This is a genomic window from Catenovulum agarivorans DS-2, from assembly GCF_000568405.1.
Lineage (GTDB): Bacteria > Pseudomonadota > Gammaproteobacteria > Enterobacterales > Alteromonadaceae > Catenovulum > Catenovulum agarivorans_A.
In genome coordinates this window covers 57,888-79,945 of sequence record NZ_ARZY01000011.1, presented here as the reverse complement: position 1 = coordinate 79,945, position 22,058 = coordinate 57,888, and the positions used below count along the sequence as shown (strand labels likewise).

Annotated in this window: 13 protein-coding genes; 5 read left to right on the top strand and 8 right to left on the bottom strand. The window is 41.3% G+C overall.

Annotated features, from left to right (window positions below; genetic code table 11):
- Window positions 1–48: 48 nt before the first annotated feature.
- The 3 genes from DS2_RS07835 to DS2_RS07825 form a co-directional block, all read right to left on the bottom strand.
- Complete coding sequence (locus tag DS2_RS07835) at window positions 49–1,734, bottom strand: protein adenylyltransferase SelO (protein WP_035014164.1); 1,686 nt, start codon at window positions 1,732–1,734, stop codon at window positions 49–51.
- Window positions 1,735–1,810: 76 nt separating this feature from the next.
- Window positions 1,811–3,337, bottom strand: coding sequence for an arylsulfatase (locus tag DS2_RS07830; protein WP_035014163.1), 1,527 nt, complete (start codon window positions 3,335–3,337; stop codon window positions 1,811–1,813).
- 28 nt (window positions 3,338–3,365) lie between these two features.
- Complete coding sequence (locus tag DS2_RS07825; protein WP_035014162.1) at window positions 3,366–4,820, bottom strand: sulfatase; 1,455 nt, start codon at window positions 4,818–4,820, stop codon at window positions 3,366–3,368.
- 280 nt (window positions 4,821–5,100) lie between these two features.
- Between DS2_RS07825 and DS2_RS07820 the strand changes: the two genes are divergently transcribed.
- Window positions 5,101–5,682: a VCBS domain-containing protein gene (locus tag DS2_RS07820; RefSeq protein ID WP_268745621.1), complete on the top strand. Its 582-nt coding sequence runs from the start codon at window positions 5,101–5,103 to the stop codon at window positions 5,680–5,682.
- 56 nt (window positions 5,683–5,738) lie between these two features.
- On the opposite strand, the gene DS2_RS07815 is transcribed toward DS2_RS07820, so the two are convergent.
- Together DS2_RS07815 and DS2_RS07810 are read right to left on the bottom strand one after the other, a co-directional pair.
- On the bottom strand, window positions 5,739–8,840 hold the full coding sequence (locus DS2_RS07815) for a glycoside hydrolase family 2 TIM barrel-domain containing protein (RefSeq protein ID WP_035014160.1): 3,102 nt from the start codon (window positions 8,838–8,840) through the stop codon (window positions 5,739–5,741).
- A gap of 564 nt (window positions 8,841–9,404) precedes the next feature.
- A complete protein-coding gene (locus tag DS2_RS07810) occupies window positions 9,405–12,260 on the bottom strand; it encodes a family 78 glycoside hydrolase catalytic domain (protein ID WP_035014158.1) in 2,856 nt (951 codons plus the stop codon).
- A gap of 278 nt (window positions 12,261–12,538) precedes the next feature.
- Between DS2_RS07810 and DS2_RS07805 the strand changes: the two genes are divergently transcribed.
- The 3 genes from DS2_RS07805 (at window position 12,539) to DS2_RS07795 (ending at window position 16,817) form a co-directional block, all read left to right on the top strand.
- Window positions 12,539–13,999 (top strand): BNR-4 repeat-containing protein, encoded by a 1,461-nt coding sequence (locus tag DS2_RS07805; protein ID WP_035014157.1) that lies wholly within the window; start codon window positions 12,539–12,541, stop codon window positions 13,997–13,999.
- Between the two features lie 21 nt (window positions 14,000–14,020).
- Complete coding sequence (locus DS2_RS07800) at window positions 14,021–15,217, top strand: glycoside hydrolase family 88/105 protein (RefSeq protein WP_035014156.1); 1,197 nt, start codon at window positions 14,021–14,023, stop codon at window positions 15,215–15,217.
- Window positions 15,218–15,356: 139 nt separating this feature from the next.
- A complete protein-coding gene (locus tag DS2_RS07795) occupies window positions 15,357–16,817 on the top strand; it encodes a sulfatase (RefSeq protein ID WP_035014155.1) in 1,461 nt (486 codons plus the stop codon).
- A gap of 511 nt (window positions 16,818–17,328) precedes the next feature.
- Here the strand turns inward: DS2_RS07795 and DS2_RS07790 are convergent.
- Window positions 17,329–17,904 (bottom strand): YiiX/YebB-like N1pC/P60 family cysteine hydrolase, encoded by a 576-nt coding sequence (locus DS2_RS07790; protein ID WP_035014154.1) that lies wholly within the window; start codon window positions 17,902–17,904, stop codon window positions 17,329–17,331.
- A gap of 145 nt (window positions 17,905–18,049) precedes the next feature.
- On the opposite strand from DS2_RS07790, the gene DS2_RS07785 reads away from it, so the two are divergent.
- A complete protein-coding gene (locus DS2_RS07785) occupies window positions 18,050–18,805 on the top strand; it encodes a helix-turn-helix domain-containing protein (RefSeq protein WP_035014153.1) in 756 nt (251 codons plus the stop codon).
- Window positions 18,806–18,863: 58 nt separating this feature from the next.
- On the opposite strand, the gene DS2_RS07780 is transcribed toward DS2_RS07785, so the two are convergent.
- Both DS2_RS07780 and DS2_RS07775 read right to left on the bottom strand, forming a co-directional pair.
- A complete protein-coding gene (locus DS2_RS07780; RefSeq protein WP_035014152.1) occupies window positions 18,864–20,909 on the bottom strand; it encodes a methyl-accepting chemotaxis protein in 2,046 nt (681 codons plus the stop codon).
- 181 nt (window positions 20,910–21,090) lie between these two features.
- Window positions 21,091–22,041 (bottom strand): heparin lyase I family protein, encoded by a 951-nt coding sequence (locus DS2_RS07775; protein WP_035014151.1) that lies wholly within the window; start codon window positions 22,039–22,041, stop codon window positions 21,091–21,093.
- Window positions 22,042–22,058 lie beyond the last annotated feature (17 nt).

Below are 22,058 nucleotides of genomic sequence, written 5' to 3'. Positions count from 1 at the left end.
TTTTTACAAAGGTTTTCACAAATAATCATAAATGTTCAAATGTGGTCTTTATGAGGAACAGCTATAGTGGCTGATCCCGCCTATGCCAAATAGTTCTGTTGGTCTTAATCGGTAGAATTGCTTTTCAATCTCTTCGGCTTGTTCATCGTATGGGTTAGTTAACACTTGCTGCAATTTGCTTATTAAGCTGTAGTCACCTGACTCAGCTTGTTGATAGGCCGGCACAACTAACCACTCCCGCCAAGTGTATTTAGGGTTAATGCCCTTCATATGCGCACTCAACACAGTTGGTTCGGCCGCTACTTTTGTTTGAATTTGCCATTTCTCTAGCCAATTAATCCATTGTTGTTTAAGTTCTGCGGTTGCGGATTGGTAAAAGCTTATTTCCAAACTTGAGATATCTTGCGGCACTTGCGACAGTTGGCGGAAAAACATATTGTAGTCGACCGACGTCTTCACCATAAGTTGCAGCAGTTCAATTAACAATTCTGAATTGTATTGCGCTAATCCGAGCTTTTGTGACCACATTTTTTCTAATTTTTGTTGCATTATCGGTTTGAACTCAGCACAAATTTGTTCAAGTTGCGCCAATGCTTCAGGGGTTGATTGCAACAGTGGTTCTAAGCTTCGGCAAAACATTTTGTAGTTTGCCTCTGCTGCATATGGCTGATTTAAAAAAGCAAAATGTCGACCTCCACCAGTCCAGGGTTGAAACATAGGCTCAAATAACTCACAAAAACCAAAAGGGCCATAATCTAGGGTGTAGCCGCCTGCAGCACAGTTGTCACTGTTGAAGTTTCCTTGACAAAAACCAACCCTCAGCCAATTTGCAATTAAGTCTGTAAGTCGATTGCGAAACGCTGTCGCAAGCTGGATAACTTTATCTGCCAAAGCTAATTCGGGACTTATTTGTGTATGATATTCACGGTCAATTAGATGTAAGACGATTTGTTCCAGTTCTTTTAGCGCATTATCATGCTCGTTTACCAGAGCTCGGCGCGCAAATAACTCTAATTGGCCAACGCGCAAAAACGAGGGTGCAACTCGGGTTGAAATGGCGACTGGATTTGCAACCATGGTTTCAGGATCGATGGATTGTGAATCGGCAAAGTACCAAGGGCGGTCGACTTGTTCTGTTTTCGATACATACAAACTGAGTGAACGAGACGTTGGTATACCCAATGCGTGCATATGCTCTTGGGCTAAAAATTCTCTGACACTAGAGCGTAACACCGCACGGCCATCGCCTCCACGGCAATAAGGAGTTCGACCTGCACCTTTTAGCTGCATTTCCCAACGTTGGTTGCGCGTGACCAATTCAAGTACCGATATTGCACGACCGTCACCATAACCATTGCCAGTTCTAAATGGACACTGCTGAATGTACTCAGTGCCATAAATTGACAGCGCATAGCCAGTAGCCCAGCCTATTTTTCGCATGGGTGCTGGGAGTTGTGATACATCACCGCTAAATAGCTGAGCAAAACCTGGATCTTGCGCTAATGCCTCATCAAAACCGAGTTCTTCAAACAAAGTAGCGCTATGTGCAATATACTCAGGATTGGCCAGCGGTGTGGGTTTTACTGGCACATAATGGCCAGAAAAAACTTCACGTGGTTGGTGATCTTCACCTGAATCTGTTGAATCAGGATCGGCGGATAGAAAGTCAAGCAGTGAGTAGTCTGCTAGTTGAGCAAGCTCGGCTAGATTTGTCACTTTGGTTTGGTTATTCATGGCGTCTAATTAACTTTATTGAAACATTGAATGTCAATAAGGTTAGTAGACGCCATCAGAATGTTATTTGCAAATTTTACTCGCGGTTGTAGTCAAAATTCCACTCGTCGATAAAAGAGCGCGTGCGAGAAGAATCCATCAGCTGTTCTGCTTTAGCAACGATCTGTGGATATTTTGCCGCAACATTGTTTGTCTCCGACGGATCGAGTTTTAAGTTGTATAGCTCAACAGGTGATATTGCACCCTGTTTAGTATTATAGAAACGTACGGCTTTCCAATCACCATTTTGCTCATCGCGAATGCGAACCGCTTGTGAATGGTAGCCATTCTTGCGGTGGAACTCCCAATATAAGCTTTGGTGTTTTGGCTGGTTAGTTTGATCTAATAGTGTTGGTAAAAATGAGATACCGTCGGTTGGAGTTTTTAATTTTACTTGAGCGAGATCGGCCAAAGTCGGTAAAACATCCCAAAATGCACTGACATGATCAGTTGTTTTGCCTGCGGCAATTTTACCAGGCCAACGAGCGATAGTTGGCATGCGAATACCGCCTTCATATAAGTCACGTTTGTAACCTCTAAACTCAGCGTTGCTGTCAAAGAATTCCATATCAGCGCCACCTTCAGGGCTTGGTCCATTGTCGCTGGTAAAGATAACGAGTGTGTTGTCGTCAATGTTTAGCTCTTTTAATAATGCGGTTACTTGACCCACACCTTGATCTATATGGCTGATCATTGCAGCACGGGCCGCTCGCGGTCTTCTTTGTGGTAAATAGGATGAGTTGACACCATAAGGCGTTTCTTCAAAATCATATTGGTCTATAGCTTCCTCAGGTGCTTGCAAAGCAGCATGTGGGCCTGCATATGCTAGATACAAAAAGAATGGTTTATTCTTATGCTCTTTGATGTACCTGAGCGCATCTTGAGTCAAACGTTCTTGAGCAAAGTCTTCTCGTAAATACGCTTGGTAGCTTGCAGGGTCGTTAGGGTCGACGCCTTCTGGCAATGACTGATGCGGATGAACAAACTCATTATCTAGCCCAAACCATTGCTCATTTTTCCATAAATGGGTTGGGTAGTGATTATGCGCTTGTTTTTGGTCAAGGTAACCAAAAAAGTAATCAAAGCCTTGTTTGGTTGGAACACCATATGAATTTGGTCCACCTAACCCCCACTTGCCAATGAGAGCTGTGTGATAACCTGCTTTTTGCATGACAGTGCCCAGCGTGGTGGTGCCAGGTTTTAATGGCATTTGTCCGTATTCTCGTTCGTCGGTAAAATCACCTAGCTCAAAGTTGCCGCGTATTTGGTTATGGCCTGAATGCAAGCCAGTCATTAACGCCGCTCGTGATGGAGCACACACTGTACTGCCTGCATAATGTTGGGTAAATAGTAGCCCTTGATGCGCCAATTTCTGTAGGTTGGGCGTGCGAATTTTTTGTTGGCCGTAAGGTTCGATATCACCAATACCCAAATCATCAACGATTATGTAGATAACATTGGGCTTGTTAGCTTGACGTTCAGTTGTGGCGCAACCAAGCTGGGTGAATAGACACAATATTGACACCAGCATGATGACCAGCTTGGAAGTAAGGGTATTAAACATTGAAATAAACTCCAATTGTTAGTTTTAATTATTTTTTTGTTGGCTGCAGCAGTCTTTTGGCTGTCAGCTCTGCGGTAAATTTAGCATCGTATTTGGGATTTAACTGCTTAGGTATGGGTGCTTTGATTGAGTTACGCCACTGCTCAAGCGCTTGTATTAGCTCTGCGGTTACCTTTGGTAAATGGTTTGCCAAGTTAACATGTTCGCCTAAGTCGTTGTCTAAGTCGTACAGCTCGTAACTATCATCTTCAAAATAATGATGTAGTTTCCATTTTCCTTGGCGCATTGTCGTGCCGGGACGAGTTCTGAATAATGGATCTTTACTTTGGTCGGCCTTAGGATTGTAGGCCTGTAAATAAATCGGAAAGTGCCAATATAAATTACGCGACTTGATTGGTTTATTCGCTAACCATAACTCAGATAAATCAACCCCATCTAATACTTGGTTATTGACGTTTGCACCTATGATTTTGGCAAAACTCGGGTAGAAATCCGCATTGATTACTGGAGTAGAGTCAACTTTTGCAGCAATTTTTTTCGGCCATGAAACGATTAAAGGTACACGTGTTCCGCCCTCGTAATAACTCCCTTTGCCACCACGCAGTGGATCTTGATAAGCAATTGATCGAATGCCACCATTATCTGAGGTAAAAATCACCAAGGTGTTATTGAGTAAATTTTGCTGTGATAAGTTGCGCATGATACGACCAATATTGATGTCCATCAGTTCAACCATTGCCGCGTAAGTTGCATGACGGTTATTGCGGATTCTTGGGTGGTTTAAATATTTTTCTTTAACAGAATCTATGGCTTGCAGTGGTGTGTGCACTGTGTAGTAAGGCAGGTAAGCAAAAAAAGGTTGATGTTTTACCTTTGATATCCACGACAATAATTCACTAGTAATGCGGTTGGGTAAATATTCACCATCAGGCCCGTCTGTCAAGAAAGGCATTTTGTAAGGGCTAAAATACGACTTAGGGTGGCCTTTTAAATGCCCTGCAACATTATGATCAAAGCCTTGAGTTCGCGCATCTTCACCTAAATGCCATTTACCAAACGAGCCTGTAGTGTATCCAACTGACTTGAACATTTCGGCCATGGTTATGATCTCGTCCGCTAAGATGTCTACATTGGGTTCAGGGATTAATTTTCTGGTTTTTGCGTTGCCGCGTGCAGAAGGTGAAACTGTGTAAACACCATGGCGTGGAGCATATTGCCCACTCATCAGTACTGCGCGGCTAGGGGCACAGTTTGCAGCGCCGGCGTAAGCATCGGTAAACACCATGCTTTTTGCTGCTAGCGCATCAATGTTAGGCGTTTGGAAAACGCCACTTCGGTCGTTGTAACCCACATCGGCCCAACCGAGGTCGTCAACCACTATCAACAACACGTTAGGTTGCTGTATTGATTGGGCGTGGATTGTGGCTGTTAAAAACAGCAGCATCAAGCTGATTGCCGCCGTGAGTACTCGATGTATTTTCATCTGTTTTACTGAATATGTTTGATATACTTAATAGTAAAGTCACAAAGTTTTAAAATTGATACCCCTCAGTCTGAAAAAGGCCAGAAAAAAGTCAGAAAAAGGGTGTAATGGCCTAATCTAATTCTTATCACCTGCGGCCTATGATTCATTTCACAAATGCACTTAAATTATGATTAGGGGGTAGTAATTTTCTAAACCAATGACTCTTGTATGTACAAATTGAATTTTAAAACTAACAAAGCACTTACAGGAGTCATTAGGTGAAATTTCCGGTCAAGCTGTGGTGACAGATATTGACTCGGGAGAAGCCGCTTTTAACACGTCTTCTACTGCTCAATATGGTAACTTTACTATCACTGAGCAGGGCAGTTGGACATATGACCTTAATCCTGAACATGAAAAATTTAAGGCTTGGACAAGTGAATCAGATAGAGCAGCTGACTCAATTACCCTCAGCTCAGTAGATGGCACGACAGCCAAACTGGTTATCACTATTAATGGGGTTGATAAAACCACTCACCAACCAACTGATGGGTTAATTTATTTAAATGAAGAAAAGCTCAGCCAAGCAAAAAAATCGCTTGAATCAAAACAAGCTGAATATCTGGATACTTATCAAACGCTTATTACATCGGCTGATAAAGAATTAACTAAACCCGTTGATCCTGTTACCAATAAGATTTTGATTGCCGCCAGTGGTGACATTCACGATTATCATACCATAGGCTCTTATTACTGGCCTGATCCAACCAAGGATGACGGTTTACCTTGGATTTACAAAGATGGTGAATTTAACCGAAATAGCACAGGCCCAGCTACAGATTGGACCCGGCGCAAAGAAATGCTTGAGTCGTTCAAGTAAATGGCTTAAGTAAGCATGGTCAGGGCAACTGTTATTGTTACCCTGACGGTATGTGTTTACTGCAGTGAAAATTGATCAATATTGGGACCGCTGTTGCCCATCGTTTTAAACTCGATGTGATTCGCGCCTTTCACTAACTTAAATTCAGCAACGGCCTCTTCACTCCATTTGCTATCCCAGCTACCCGTTGGCTCGAATTTGATAACCGTCGCTTTTTCGCCATTGATATAAATAGCCAATGGACGTTTAGAGCTTTTATCATTGTGGGTATAGCGAAAAACGGCTTTATATATGCCTTCTTCTCCATCATTTTCATGATACCAGTACATGCTACCTTCTTTATCATTGAAAGTGCTATAGGCGCCGCCATGAACCCCATGGGCATTTGTAACAGCTGCCGCGCCGCCTTGATATTCAGCGGCTTCACCTTGCATAGACAAGCCACGACCCACCCACATTTTAGCCGAATCTTCATCGCCCCAAAAAAGGCCCACACCTTTGCCAAAGCTTTGTTCCATCGTTATTGCTAAGCGGCCATTGACAAATACTTTGGCATAAACTTTGTCTCCATCTTTAACATTAAAGGCTTGTTTATACCTCTGCATCTGTTTAGCGTAAGGCTTGTTAATGGTATAAAAGACTTCAATTTGTTGAGATTGCTGACGAGCCGCCTCAGTTAAGGGCACACTCTGCACGCTGATTTCGACGCGGTTAGATAAACGCAGTGCTTCGTCACCAACAATGGCACCTATGGTTGCGTACTCTGCAGCTTGTGGATATTTGATTTCTACAAAAGCGCGATTTTTACCCATAAATAGTGGGCGGAAGTTAGCTCGAACGCGATTAGTATGCTCATAAGGTGAGCCATTTTCTAGTGCTTTTACTTTTACCCCATCGGTGAAATCGTAATACACATTATGTGCACCATATGGATAAAAGTTTTGTTTTTCATCAACGGATTGTGAGCTGATCACTTTTGCGGTATCAAACCCTGACTCAGCGTCAAATACTTCAACCGTGTGTTTTAAACCTGTAGGTGCGCCAGCGGTTTTAAGTGATTTTTCCATGACTTTTTGGCCATTTTTGTAACCTATCGCGGTTAATGTGCCTGGCTGCCAAGGGACCATCCATTCACATTGCATTTCTTCAGCGCGACGCCCAGGTTTATCACGGCCAAGTGATTTGCCGTTTAAAAATAGCTCTACTTCATCTAGGTTTGTGTATACCCAAACTGGAATTTTTGTGCCTTTAGCCATAGTTGGATGTGTCCAGCTTGGCAAAATGTGCATCGCAGCTTCATCTGACCATTGGCTTCGATAAAAGTGGAATAAGTCTTTTTTAAAGCCGGCTAAATCGAGTGCGCCACCCATAAAGGCGATAAATGGCCAGCCGCCATGTGCTAAACCCGCTTCACCGTGATAGTCAAATCCTGTCCAGCGAAAATGACCTGAATGGTGGGGAAGGTCACGCGCCATTTCCCAGTTTTTACGGGCACTAATGCGTACAGTGGCGTTATCGTACGATGAGTTTAGGTGTTGTTTTTGGTTGACCCAGTCTTTCGGATCTTTCCAATCGTAGAAGAAAATTTCTTTATCCGTGATGTTCGGTAAGTCAAAAGTGTTACTTTTGGGTCCGTCTCGCCACCAAGTTTGTGTGCGGTAATAACCGCGGGTTTGCCATGTGTGAGGGGCTTCGGTTGAAACAAATGGGCGCTCAAAACGGCGTTTAAAGAAGCTTTTACCTTCTGATCCGCCGTTTATCCCAACCACATCCATGCCTTCTTTGTTAGTAGAGCCTGAGGTGACTAAGCGAGTTGGATCAAATTCTTTAACGGCTTTCACTAACTCGGGTGCAATATCACCATGTGTTTCATTCCCGACACTATAAATAATGATTGAGGGATGGTTTCGGTTTCGAGTGACCCATTCTTTTAAATCGGTTTTCCACCATTTGTCAAAATGATGAGCACCATAATCGTGTCTTGCTTTTTGTTTCCAGCCATCAAAAATTTCATCCATGAGCATGATCCCTAGCTCATCGGCGAGGTCATAAAACATGGGTGGATAAGGGTTGTGGCCTAAACGTATGGCATTGACGCCCATATCTTTTAAGAGTGATAATTTCCAACGCAATAATGGTTTAGTCCAGGCACCACCGACAGGGCCGCCTTCGTAGTGTTCAGCAACGCCTTTAATTTTAACGTTTTTACCGTTAATCCAAAAACCTGTATCCCTTTTCCAAGCGATTTCGCGAACGCCGAAATGGGTATTGTTAGTATCAATTATTTTACCCTTATGTAAGATATCAACAGTTAAATTGTAGAGGTAGGCGTCATGTGGGTTCCAACGCTTGGCATTTAAGATCTCAAATGCAAATTGGTACTTATTTTTTTGCTGAATATCTGCCAGTGACAATTTATTTGATATGACTTTTGAACCTTGTTGATCTGTGACCCGATAACGTACTTGGTAATCATTGGCTCGGCTGATATTTTTACTCAATTCAAATGCGGTTTGAACTTGGGTATGTTTGCCAACAACGGGTGTTTGCACAAACAAAGAGTTGTGTTTGATATGAGTCGGGTCAACGACAAGCAACTTAACTGGCGCATAAATGCCACCCGGGTGATACCAACGAGTTGAGGGTTGAAGTTCGTTGTCAACGCGCACGCTAATGACATTAGTATCTTTATTTAAGTGCTCGGTTATATCGTATTGAAAGCTAATATAACCGTAAGGACGTTTGCCGAGCAGTTCACCATTTAGCCATACTTGGCTATTCATATACACGCCGTCAAACTGGATAAAAACTCGTTTACCTTGCCAGCGTTCATCAAAAACAAAGTCTTTGCGGTACCAAGCTAAACCACCACCATGATTACCACCAAATTGTTTTTGTGAGCCATCTTTGCTTACACCCTCTTCGAAGATGTAATCATGTGGCACATCTAATATAGTCCAGCCACTATCATTGTGTTGTTTATTTTTATAAGCGGTATGATCACCGAGTTTAAATTTCCAATCCTGATTAAAATTAATCTCATGTCGTACTTGTTGGCTAGCAGCATAGGCGTTATTCATTGCCAAAGCACTGACCAGCAGCATGAATAGCAAGCCAGCTTGCTGGCAAAGCCAAGGTATTGAGCGGACTGATTTCATTTTTTATGCCTCATTGTTGACGTAAATATTTTGTTTTAGATGGCTATCGCGTCGAGCTATTGTGTTTTTCTCGGCGAATAGTCAAAGTTCCACGCATCCATAAATGAACGCGAGTAGGAAGAGTTCATTAGTTTTTTTGCTTTATTCACCAGATTTGGATGACGCAAGGCTACTGTAATGGTCAACTTTTCCTGTAGAAATTCTAAGCGGCATTTTTCATTTCAATATACTTTTGGTGCGTATTTATGCCCTGTTCCTGATGTTAGGTGGTGGTGTTGTGTTTTGGCATCATAGTAAAAACTACTGCTACACACACCAAGTGCGTTACATAACTCTGTGGCGCCAAAGTCTGGGTGTACTTTCTTCATTTGCTTCATTGTTGCTACATCTGACTTATCCCTTATAGTAGAGCCACAAAGTTTTAAAATTGATACCCCTCAGACTGAAAAAATTAAGGGTGAAAGGTCTATAGATTAATTGAAACGCTGTTGCTCACGCTTGTCTCATTTGACAATACAGTACCATGCCTTACCAAACGGGTAAGGCATGTAAATATACGCAAGGCTACAAACTCACCTTTAGGGTATATTGGCCAGCAGAATAAACCTTGGTAGGTTTGTCCGGTAAAGACACAGTTGCCGTTGAGTTGTTGGGTACTTCAAAATACCATTCAACTTGATTGCCAAAGCGTTTCCAATTGCTGACTATTTTGCCATAGCCTGTTTTATAGCTGACTTCTACCCAGTCTAAGTCTTTTACAAATACTGGTGCTAGCTCAAAATGTTGGAAGCCAGGTGTGTCGCCCTTTGGACGAATCCCTCCTAAGCCTTCGTAAAACCAACCATCGTATCCGCTATGGAACGGGTGGTTTAGTGAACGGCCTGCTGGGTTGCGGCCTTCAGGATCTTTTGCTGGATCCCATACACCTTTACGCTCCCATAAAGTTGTCGCGTTTAGTTTTTCAAATTGCCATTTATAGCCGGGGTAACCTTCTGCGGTGAAGATACCGAAAGCTGTATCTCCATAGCCATAGTCACTTAATGCACGGTAAACATAGGTTTGCCCCAAGGCACCAATAGAACCGTGACCATGCCAATTTTCTAACACATCTTTGTTTAATGCATCGGCGACTGATTGGCGAATTTCTTTTGGTGCTAAGCCAAACCTGAGCGCCATTGCGTCAGCAGTTTGGCTACCATAATGACCCGTTGCAGGGTTATAAAATTCTTTATGATATTGCGCTGCGATACGCTCAAACAAAGCTTGATAATGTTTGGCTTTTTCTGGCTTATTGAGCAAGGTTGACATTTTTGCCATTAACTCAGCGCCATGCGCTAAAAAGCCAGAGGTTGTCATGGTGGGTAGTGTATATTCTGGGTTGCAACGTTTACGGGTCATACCCGGTTTGCGCACAGGGTCGCACCAGTCACCATAGCCTTTGCGCAGCAAATTGTTGGTTAGTTGTGATTCGGCTGCATCCATGTACTCAAGCATACTGTCGTATTGCTCGGCAATAACTTGTAAATCGCCGTGGTGGCGGTAATGTTCCCAAGCAATAATGATTTCAGCGACTGCCCAATCATATGTACCACCATGTGAACGCTTACCCGGTACAACAGCGGGTGCAATATGGCTAGAGGTGGCAAAATCGCCTAAGTATTTTTGCCAAAAGTTTTGCATATCGTAATTGTAGTTGCCAGTAATTAAGGCTGCGTGTGCATCACCAGTCCAACCTGCGCGTTCCCGAATAGGGCAATCCATAGGCACTGACATTAAATTACCTTCGTAACTCCACAATGCCATATCGTGAATGCGATTGAGCAAAGCACTTGAGCTTTTGAACTGGCCAACCACTTCAACATCACTTCGAACTAAATGACCCACTACAGTGTCTAGGTCGGGTTTAAAATCGATACCGGTTAATTCTAAATATCTAAAACCATGCCAAGTAAATACGGGCGACCATGAAGCTTGATCCTGACCGGATGCAATATAAGTATCAACTTGCTTTAACAGCGGTGCGCCACCGCCTGATTTTTGGCTGAGGTTGCCATCTATATCAGCCCATTCGCCATAGCGCATATGCACAGCTTGACCCTGAGCTAAATTGAGCTTAGCTAGGTTTAATGTTGGAATTCCCGTAAAGTTTTGTCCAAAATCAAACACCCATACATTTTTGCGCGGTTGATATAGTTTTATCGGGGTTAGTTTTTTGACAGCTCGAATGGCAGGCAACAATTGCGGCTCCAACTTTTTAGTGGGCCACTCGTTGAGGACCTCGACTGCTTGCCAGTTGGCTAAATTTTCAGGCGCTGTGTTAAGGTTCCAATCTTTAACGGTTTGGTTTGCATCATACAGCTCACCCGAAAATAAACCTTCTTTTAATACAGGCGATGGATGCGACAACCACTGCTCGTTTGATGCAACAATTTGGCTGCTACCATCTGCGTAAGTCAATTCTAACTGAGCAATAAATTTAGGTTGGCCAAAAGATAAGGTCTTTTGTTTCCTTTTGCCTTGCGTCGCATCTGGGTTGGTCCATTTACTAAATGCGATATTTTCATCATACCAGCCACTACCTAAATGCACGGCAATGGTATTTTGCCCACCTGATAATAAATGGGTCACTTTATCTGTGTTATATAAAATACGTTTATCAAAGTCGGTTTGGCCTGGATCAGCGAGTCGATCATCTACTTTTTGACCGTTAATAAAAATTTCATAATAGCCGCCTGCCGTGCTATGTAATTTAGCGCGGACTAAACCTTTATCTTGAACTGTACTAAAACTGTGGCGGAATAAACTGGCGGTTGGTTGTTGTTTTAGTTGCTCAACGACCCCCAATTGCGTTTTTAATTTGCTACCGGTTGCTGGCTCTGTTGCTGCTGGATGAACATTGGCTGCATATTTTATCCAGTTTAAGCGTGCTTCAGTCAAAGCTGCAACACTTGGTTGTTTAACTTGCAACCATTTAGCTTGCCAATCTGATTGGTTAATTAAGCCCATTTCCCAAAACTGAGGTTTGCTCCATTGGCTCGGTTTATCGCGATTAGCGGACCAAACTCGTACTTGCCAAACGGCTTTTTGATTAGCACCCAGTTTTTTGCCTTGATAAGGAATATTGACCGATACACCAGAATTGACTTTGCCGCTATCCCAAAGGTTTGCTTTGCCTGCGGCTAATAGGCTTTCATTACTGGCGACTCTGATTTGATAGGCCGTTTGTGTTTTTACGTTTGCATACCAAGAGAGCCTCGGCATTTGTTGGTGCACATTCAGCGGGTTTATATTGTCTTCCACCAAAAGTTGGCTGGGTTGACTAGCCTTAGACTTTGTATCAGCCGAGGCATTGTCTGAAGGTGCGACTGAGCAAGCGGCCAAACTGACCAGTAAAATCATGTATATCAGTTGCTTTATCATTGTTTAACTACCATTCAAATTATTTAGCAAATCCCAGTGGGTAAAGGCATCAAACTATCGCCTGTATACTAATAGGCACTGAGCCGTAAAATTGATACCTCTTTTGTTGAGTGGGTATCAACTTGATTGCGACCTGACCTTTTCTTAATAGTCAGCACTTGCTATTTCATTGCCCTTACACCAATAAAAATGCAAAAAAGTTCATAAGCAAACTGATTGTTTCGTGATGGCCTAGTATTGTGTGCTGTCAGATTAATCATTCATCAGAGTATGTTTCAATGTACCTAAACCAGCTAAAAACTTTAGTTGTTTGTTCAATTTTGAGTTTGTGTGGAAATCATTATGCTTTTGCGCAAACACAAGCTAAATCTGTTTTTCTTTCGCAAACAAAAGTAACCGACCAAGCCATGTTTTTTAATGGCAATAAAGTGTCGATTAAACATGAAGCCAATAACCCAAATGGCTATGACTATGTATATGGCAATGCACTGTCACCGCATGGCGATTGTATAAAAGTTTATAACGATTATGTGTTTATGACTTGGTACAAAGGTGGTGAAAATAATCGTCACGTCATGTTGTCTCGGCTCAATACCAAAACTGGCAAGATAAAAACCATTCAATTCCCACATAGGCACACAGGTTTTCGAGGCAAATGGTGGTTAGGGGAAACGCACAACACCATAGCTGTTGGCATTAGCCCAAAAAATGACTCAATTCATTTGTTGTACGATATGCATCGCAATGGCAGAGTCCCAGCATTTGCCGACGACTATTTGCGTTACTCCTATACTTTGGCTGGTGCCGCGACAGTGGCTGACGAAGATTTTAATTTGAACTTGTTTGTAAACTCCAAAGCGGGCCACTACAAGCATTTAAGTTTTCCTGGTATCGATGACGTTGACACAACTAAGCTATTAACCTATCCAGCATTTTTTACTGGCGACAATGGCGACCTGTTTATGAAAATGCGCTACGGTTTTTCAAAAAATGGCAAAATGTTATTTGCGCGATTTGATGGCAAAAAATGGCATGGCTACACTGATTTTAACCGCGTATTAGCTTCTGAACACGGTAGTGAATACAACTGGGGGTTATATGGTGATTTTAAGTATGTTGGCGGCAAATTTCGTGTCGCTTTTCAGCGCCGTTCAAAAAATAACACCGACAAATATTTGTACCAAAACGGTATTTATTATGCTTATTCGGATGACCCAACAGGCGTTTCAAACTGGAAAACACCCAGTGGTGAACCCCTTGATATTCCAGTAGCAAAGTCAGAACTGATTAAGATTGCCGAGCCCGGCGATTGGGCTAAAACCACTAAAAAAGATCAAGTTTCTATTGTGCATGGTTTTGATTTTGTAGTCACTGATGCAGGTGATGAACACTTTATTAGCCAAGTAACAGATCTTGAATTCGACAAGGTGACAAATCTGCATACCTTCAGAAAAGCGGGCTCAAAGGACTTCACTACAGTTGAATATAATTTGAGCGGCCAATTATACACATCTAACAATGCGGTATATCTAATTGGCCTAAAAGATGGCCGAGTCAACATCGTAAAAGCTCAAGGTGGGACAAATCAATTCGAACTGATTTATCAACACAAGGCTGGGCCTAAATTTGATAAAGGTGTGCTCTATGTGGCAGATGGCAAAGTTTATTACTATTTAAAACAAGCGCAAGGTACAGGTGATACCCGCACTTTATACCTACAAGTATTTGAACTTAAATAATAAATTTAAAAAGGATAAAAAATGAAAGGCTTGAAAAAATTTGCAGTAGCTGCGTTGGCAGGCGCTGCATTAACCAGTATTGCATCATGTGGTGTAACACAGAAACCGACTAAAGCAACAGCTGAAGAAACTTCAATACCTGCTGCACAATCTGTAATGAATGTAATGGAAAAAGCGGCTAACTGGCAAATTGCACGTACTCAATATATGCCACATGTTGGCCGCGCACAAAAGGGGGCTGAATCCTACGGGCGATGGATCCAAGGTGCTTTTTATGTTGGTTTAGTTGAACTTGCCGAACGTTCACCCAATCCATTTTATGAAACTTGGATGGGTTATGTTGGCAACGCGCATAATTGGAAAATGGGGAAAGTTAAATATTTTGCCGATGACCATGTAATTGGCCAAATGAATCTTTGGTATTACAACCGCCACAAAAATAAAGAAGCGTTAACGCCGGTAAAAGAAACGTTTGATTGGTTAATTGAACAAAACCCAACCAACAGCTTAGAGTTTATTGATGGCAGAAACAAAGACAGAGTTCATAATTGCCAATGGCGTTGGTGTTGGGCAGATGCATTGTTTATGGGGCCGCCAACTTTATTCGCATTGTCGCAAGCAACGGGTGATGAAAAATACACTGAATATGCACATAAAGAATTCCAAGCAACCATTAATTACTTGCTTGATGAAAAAACCGGCTTAGTGTTCCGTGACTCTAGATATTTTGATAAAAAAGGCAAATACGGCGAGCAAATTTTCTGGTCACGCGGAATGGGGTGGGTATACGCAGGTGTCGTTAATTCAATTGAGGCATTGCCTGAAAATCATAAATATCGTCCATATTATGAAAATTTGTTCGTTAAACTCACCTCGGCAATTATAAAGCATCAAAAACAAGATGGCTCTTGGCCAATGTCGTTACTTGCTGGTGAAAAAGACAAATATCCAGAATCTAGTGGCACTGCTTTTTACACTTATGGTTTAACTTGGGGTGTGAACCAAGGTTTATTAGACAAACAAGAATATTTACCAAAAATTTTAAAAGCGTGGAATATTCTTACTTCGTCAGTTCATCCTGATGGCAAATTTGGTTGGGTGCAAGGTGTAAATGATAAGCCTGATGTGGTTGCGTATGAAGATTCGCAATTATACGGAGTAGGGGCATTTTTGCTCGCCGGCTCACAAATGTATGACTTAGCCAGCAAAGCCAAGTAACTACCTGCTGTTTTTTTCGATTTTTGTAATGCCAGACAGGTTAACCTGTCTGGCATTCTATCCAGTCGATTCTGCAGGTAGTGCCTTGGCGCGTGGCTTTTCTTAATAGAGATAAATCAAGATAAATTCGAGAACTTAGATGTTGAATAACTTAAAAACCCTATCGTTAACAGCATTAGTCGGTTTGCTTGCTGCTTGCAGTACAACCCATAAAGCAAGTGTTAGCCAAAACCAACAGAGTGCAGTTCAGGCCCAGAAACAAAATGTCGTAATGATTATTATCGATGACTTGCGCCCGGTGTTAGGGGCTTATGGGGATGAACGTGCACATACACCAAATATTGACGTTTTAGCTAAACAAGGGGTAACTTTTAAACACGCTTATACCAATGTGCCTGTATGTGGTGCGTCTCGCGCCAGTATGTTAACAGGGTTAAGGCCAACCGAAGAGCGTTTTATTGATTACAAAGCAATGGCTGAAAAAGACGTGCCAGGCGCCAAATCTTTACCACAAGTGTTGAAAGAGTCAGGTTATTACACCATGGGTATTGGTAAAATTTTTCACAAAGCGCAAGATTTAGCGGAAGAAAGTTGGAGTGAACCTTTGCAACATTCTGGTTTACCACATGCAACTATGCTGAATCCAGATTCAAAAAATTACCTCAAGGTTAACAAGAAAAAACCTAATCGCCCGAACGGTCCTTGGTATGAAATAGCTGATGTTCAAGACGAAGATTACCCTGATGGCAAGGTTAAGCAAAAAGCATTGGTTGCACTCGAAAAATTAGCTCAAAATGAACAACCTTTTTTCTTGAGTGTTGGTTTTATCCGTCCGCATTTACCGTTTAATGCACCGAAGAAATATTATGATTTACACCCTGAGTCTAAGTTTCCACCGTTTTTTCATCGCCAGCTACCAGAAAATGCACCGAGCTTATTAAAAAGTTCTAATGAGATAAAAACCTACCATTTTAAAGATTATGAATACAACAGCGATGCGTTTCATACCGCTTCGTTACGTGGCTATTATGCTTCCGTTAGTTATATCGATTCTTTAGTCGGGGATGTGGTCAAGAAAATTGACCTGTTGGGCTTGAGCGATAATACCACCATAGTTTTATTAAGTGATCACGGTTTTAATTTGGGTGAACATAACTTTTGGACTAAACATACCATGTTAGATACCGCGCTTAGGATCCCTATGATAGTTGCGGGCCCTTCTATCGCGAAAGGCAAACAAACAGACACATTAGTTGAGCTGATTGATATTTTCCCAACCATTACTGAGTTAACGAATAGCCAACCCCCAGCAGACATTGCAGGTAAAAGTTTAATGTCGGTTCTAAAAGATCCATCCGTTGAGCACAAAACGTATCTCTATAGCCGGTTTAAAGCAGGCGATTCTATCATCAATGGCCAGTTTATATTTACCTCTTATAAAACTGAAACAGGGACACGTGAAGAAATGATGTTCGATTTAAAAAACGACCCGCATGAAACCGTTAATATTGTGCAGCAAGCCAAATATGCACCTATCGCCGCAGAGCTTAGAGCTCGACTAACGGCCTGTATGACAACGCAAAACTGTCAAACTCACTAATAAGAAGGCTCTGCTCGCATCTGAGCAGAGCAAAATATACTCAAGCCAGCAGACTATATTTATATCTAGTGTATTTTCAGTGGTAGAGTTATGTGGTTCGATAAAATATACCAATGTTCAAACAGGCGCAGTCAAAGCAATCCGTTTTATCATGACACTTTCAAGGAAAAGTATGAAGCTAGCTTCTAGATTATGCCAGAGAGTTCAATGCTCGCGAAGTCGATACTTGGATTATTCGCGCTACATATGAAGAAGTTCAAAATTCATAGCTACATCTGTTGTAATTAATATACATGCAAGCAAACAGCAACAACTTAATTTAGTTATGAATAACACATATTGGGGAGCAATGGGTGGTAAAAGTGTCATTGGCGTGAAAGCCGCCGTAATTACTTATATTACGCGCTGATACCAAGCATATGCGTCAAGCCGACACGTGTGCAAGCGTTTAATAAACCCACAGTGCACTTGCTACATCTAATCAAGTCGTTACCACAGCTAGCCGAAATTTTTAACCACACCCACACACGCCTTGTAATTTCCTATCCATTAACTGACTTTGTGGTGTCACAGTTATAGTGTTGTAGGGGATAAATCCACAAAACCAGACTCGCCAAAAAAGGGTTAGGCTGCTTGGATTTTTTTCAATTAGCGCGTTAAAAGATTCAAGCTCGCCAATTTTAATGTTGCATGCTTCTTTAAACACATCGTAAACAAATTTGGAGCAAAACAACTTATTAGAATGGTAATTAAAACTTAAATCATAACAGCCGCCCATGCGCTGCTCGGCGGACTTTTTCAGTTGTTCAACTTGAGCTTGGGTTAGATGTCGTTTTACCCGTTTAATTTCAAACCAGTGGTCTTTAGAGCGTGCAACAAAATCATTGAGTGTTGAATATTTAGCAAAAGGTATTTTGCTTTCAGCAACCCACCATTGGTTATTATTCTTAAATAAAATACCCACGTGTGATGTTTTTGATTTAGTGCCTTTTTGTATTTTTTGGTACAAATAATTTGGGATAGAGGTAAAAATAATATCCCCTTCGCGTAGTTGTTTGGTATTTATATTTATTTGCTGGTTGGCCATTTTGTTATCCTTAATCAGCATTAATTGTTGATAACAAAATTGTCCTGCTAAATAACATATATTGATACTTGATTGCTCTAAGTTGCAAAATGAAATACCTTTGGTGTCAAAATACGTTACCTTGTAGGCGTCAAGGCGGATAAATATGCTGCAAAACCATAAAATTATTGATGCACTAAAACTCCAGCTCAAACACAAGAGCATCACTTACAAAATGATTGCTGAGCAATTAGGGCTCAGCGAGGGGTCTATCAAGCGAATTTTCTCTAATTATGATTTCACCTTAGAGCGGCTCGAAACAGTCTGTCAGCTTGCCGATATTGAAATTTTTGACTTAATTGAGCTTGCGAAAGAACAAACTCTATCGACTGATATTCTGAGCTATCAGCATGAAGCCGAGCTAGTATCAGACGTTAAATTGCTACTAACTGCCCATCTGTTGATAAACAAATGGACTGTGCATCAAATACTTAATCACTATCAAATTGATAAGTTAACTATGGTGCAATTACTCTGTCGTTTAGATCGCATGGACATAATTGATTATTTACCCAATGAAAAAGTGCGTTTAAAAGTGAGTAGAAAGTTTGCATGGATTAAAAACGGGCCAATTCAAAGGTTTTTTCAACAGCATATTGAAAGCGACTTTTTTAATTGTGATTTCAACTCACCCGGCGAAATTAAACTGTTTGTATCTGGTATGTTGACCAAATCTTCGAATAATGAAATGCGGCAAAAAATTAAAAATCTAGCCATGTCGTTTGATGCGTTGCATAAACAAGATGAACATGAATTATTAGAAAACAAATTTGGCACCAGTTTAGTGATCGCCATGCGACCTTGGGACATTAAGCTTTTTCATCAACTGAGAAAGCCTGATACTGATAAGCCTTTTGAGTAAAATTTCCAACTTGCAGTATGTACCAACTAGGTTAGCAGCCTGGTACATTCGCTTTTAGCTAAAAATGAAATTTTTCTATATCAAGTTTAAGCGCTGTTTCATGCTTTTTCAGATCTTCAGTGTCCTTTTGAGTTTCTCTGCCTTGTTGAGATATTCTGTCAGATTCATCTTTAATTTCATGCACACGTTGGTTAATTTCGTCTGCTACATTGGTTTGCTCTTCTGAGGCAACAGCAATTTGGTTAGCCATATCGGTGATTTGCTCAAGCTCTTGCTTGATGGTCACGAAAGCTTCGGAACTCCTTTGAACTATTGTAACGGCCTCCGAACCATTGGCCTGCAATAATTCCATTTTGCTCAATGCATTACTCGCACCTTTTGTTAGCATTTCAATTTGGCCTTGAATGAGATCTGTAGAGTCATGGGTGCGTTTGGAAAGCTCTCTTACTTCATCCGCGACAACTGCAAATCCTCGACCCATTTCACCAGCGCGCGCCGCTTCAATCGCTGCGTTCAATGCCAGCAGGTTAGTTTGCTCTGAAATTCCCTTAATCACTTGTACTATATTACTTATCTGGCTAGCTTCTTGGTTTAGGTCGTTTATTAAGTCACTCGTGCTAGCGAGTTCAGCAAATAACGCATCCATTGTCTTTTTACTGCAATGTGCATCTTTTTCACCAGTAACAGAGAGTTCATTGGCTCGTTTAACTATTTCAGATGTCGCTGCAGACATTTTTGCAACTTCATAAATAGTTGCTGTCATTTGATTAATTGCGACCGAAATGCTGTCGGTTGCAGTCTTTTGACTATCAATTAGCTGAATAGAATCACCCATTGAGCCAGATACCTTGTGAGTAATCTCATCCATTTGCAGCATTTTTTGCCGAACGCTGAGTAATGTTTGTTCAAAAGATTCAATCAGTGAGTTAAAGGCCGCAGCCACTGAGGTTAATTCATTATTACCGTTAATTTGCGTGCGTAGTGTCATATCTTTGCTTTCAGCGAGTGCTGCGAAATCGTTTATCATTTGTTTTAACGGTGTGTTTATACTGACAATAATTTTGTAGGACACGATAACCAGCACAGCAATGAGTGCCACTATCACTGATATTGTTTGAGTTACTGCATTTTTTGAGCGGGCTAGAATGTCAGACTTAGTCGACTCTATTTCTTGGATTACATTGTCGACAACTTTATTATATGCGTTTACCAACTGGTCACCAGTTGCTAACCAATCGTTTTTATTGCCGTCAAACTTTTCACCAATTGTATCTGGTTGTACTCGGCGAATTTTTTCGTAAATGTCTTGCGCTTCTTTGAATGAAGGGTGTTTGCCTAATTCTTTTTGGTAAAACTGCAATATTGATTCAGGTGCAAAATTTGCAAAATTGTCTAAATGCACCATTTCTTGGCCAACTTGTCTTGAAATGTTCGCATAAGTGGTAAGAGAAAGCTTTACCGCAGTCACTTCGTAAACATTGCCAATTAGCAACATTAAATAATTTTGCGCGTTAGACAGGCTTTGGTAAGAGTTTGTTAATAAAGACAACTGCTTATTGCTAGCTGAAAGTAAAACCACTTGTTGAGAGCTGCTAATTAGTTTAGACACTATGCTATTCATCACGGCCAACACTGCTGTTTTTTCTCCGGTACCAGAGTCAATTTCAAAGCGCATTTTTCTTTGGGCTATTTTTTGTGCTTTTTTGTATAGGAGAATTGTTTCTTCTATGTCTTTGATATCTTCTAGTAACTTAGGAAAGCCTTTAAACTTATTTTTATCAGCAATAAAATTTTGGTAATTTCGCAGAGGTTTTTCTGTTGCCCGCTGGCTTTGTTCGAATTGTGATTTGAATTCAAGTCCTATGTCTGACTTCTCACCAGGCCCAATGTAAAATTTAGACATCAGTCTTTCTTGATAGATTGCTGATATTAAAGGAGAGACTTTCGACAGATATTCCTGAACGGCATCCAGTTTTTCTATGTTCGTTAGGGTTTGATTTGCCTGTTGAAAACGCAGAACTGCAAAGAATAACGCCACAACGACCGGAATTGACACTAAGATCAAAATACGGTTTTTAATGCGAATGTTGTTAATCAAATTCATGTTGTCTCTCGCTTGTTTCGTGTTTTGATTGTTTTTTTGTGCAATTTGTAATCTATAACAATAAACTAAATGTGAACGATTTTGAAACGTTTATGTTACATTTTGTTTGGTTGTGAATGTGGTGAGTGAAATTGCCGCAATTAGATTTAGTTCAATTGTTAGTTGCGGCAAGATATTGAAGTTATTTTGAATTAAACCCCGGTGCTACATCTTTATAGCCCGCACCTTCTGCATCTGTCATTTTAACTTCATCCAGATATAGATAATGGTCGTTTTTCATCACACTTAAATCGCCGTTAAAGTACATGCCCCAAGAAGGGTAAATGCCTTTGTCGTCGTTGTAGCCAAATTGTATATTGTGTTTGTTCAATACTTTTTTACCATCGACCCACAGCTCGATAATGCCGGTTTTGGCTGAAGAGTAATCCACTTTTACATGCACCACAAAATCAACCCATCGGTCTAGGTAGTTGGCTTTAGCCCCAGGAATTTGGTAATACTCTGTGCCTTTACCTGTACGGGTTATGCTTTTCTCATCTGGGTCCCACTTCCAGCTGCCTTTTAAACCTTGTTCATCCATAGTGATGCTAAACGGTGGGTTGCGTGAATGCTCTTTTAAGCGTTTATCAGCACTGCCGTGGATTTGGAAAAACAACCACGGATTTTCTTCGGTTGCTGTTCCTTCGCTTGGAAAATAAAAGCTGAAACCGTACCAAGCTTCTGCGCCCATCACTTTTTTGGTTTTAAAGCCGTGGAACATAGCTTTACGATCGACATTGTCTATTTTGTTTTTGTCGCCATTGTATGCCGCTGGGTTTTTGTGGTGCCAAACTAATTTGGCTGAGTATTTACCCGCGCGGACAATTTTGTCTTCCAACACAAACGAGTGGTTACCTTGGTGCTGATTAAACATAAAGTTTTTGGGTAGTTCAGCTTTTAAACCTGGAGTAAAGCCACGTGCACCAGGTGCATTCCAGCCACCAGCTTCAAAAGATTCAGCTATTATCGAGCCATTTATGTTGGGGGAAGCAACACTGACATCTTTAGCTTGTTTAGTATTGTTGCTTTCGCTTGTTGCACAGCTCGCGCTTAGCAAAACAAGTGCAGGTATTGTGTATTTTAAATTTGGCATATCAAGTCTTTTCCTAA

Bases quoted from the DNA above. Each gene is read 5' to 3' on its own strand.
- DS2_RS07835 (WP_035014164.1), bottom strand. From the start codon at position 1,734: ATGAATAACCAAACCAAAGTGACAAATCTAGCCGAGCTTGCTCAACTA.
- DS2_RS07830 (WP_035014163.1), bottom strand. From the start codon at position 3,337: ATGTTTAATACCCTTACTTCCAAGCTGGTCATCATGCTGGTGTCAATA.
- DS2_RS07825 (WP_035014162.1), bottom strand. From the start codon at position 4,820: ATGAAAATACATCGAGTACTCACGGCGGCAATCAGCTTGATGCTGCTG.
- DS2_RS07815 (WP_035014160.1), bottom strand. From the start codon at position 8,840: ATGAAATCAGTCCGCTCAATACCTTGGCTTTGCCAGCAAGCTGGCTTG.
- DS2_RS07810 (WP_035014158.1), bottom strand. From the start codon at position 12,260: ATGATAAAGCAACTGATATACATGATTTTACTGGTCAGTTTGGCCGCT.
- DS2_RS07805 (WP_035014157.1), top strand. From the start codon at position 12,539: ATGTACCTAAACCAGCTAAAAACTTTAGTTGTTTGTTCAATTTTGAGT.
- DS2_RS07800 (WP_035014156.1), top strand. From the start codon at position 14,021: ATGAAAGGCTTGAAAAAATTTGCAGTAGCTGCGTTGGCAGGCGCTGCA.
- DS2_RS07795 (WP_035014155.1), top strand. From the start codon at position 15,357: ATGTTGAATAACTTAAAAACCCTATCGTTAACAGCATTAGTCGGTTTG.
- DS2_RS07790 (WP_035014154.1), bottom strand. From the start codon at position 17,904: ATGGCCAACCAGCAAATAAATATAAATACCAAACAACTACGCGAAGGG.
- DS2_RS07785 (WP_035014153.1), top strand. From the start codon at position 18,050: ATGCTGCAAAACCATAAAATTATTGATGCACTAAAACTCCAGCTCAAA.
- DS2_RS07780 (WP_035014152.1), bottom strand. From the start codon at position 20,909: ATGAATTTGATTAACAACATTCGCATTAAAAACCGTATTTTGATCTTA.
- DS2_RS07775 (WP_035014151.1), bottom strand. From the start codon at position 22,041: ATGCCAAATTTAAAATACACAATACCTGCACTTGTTTTGCTAAGCGCG.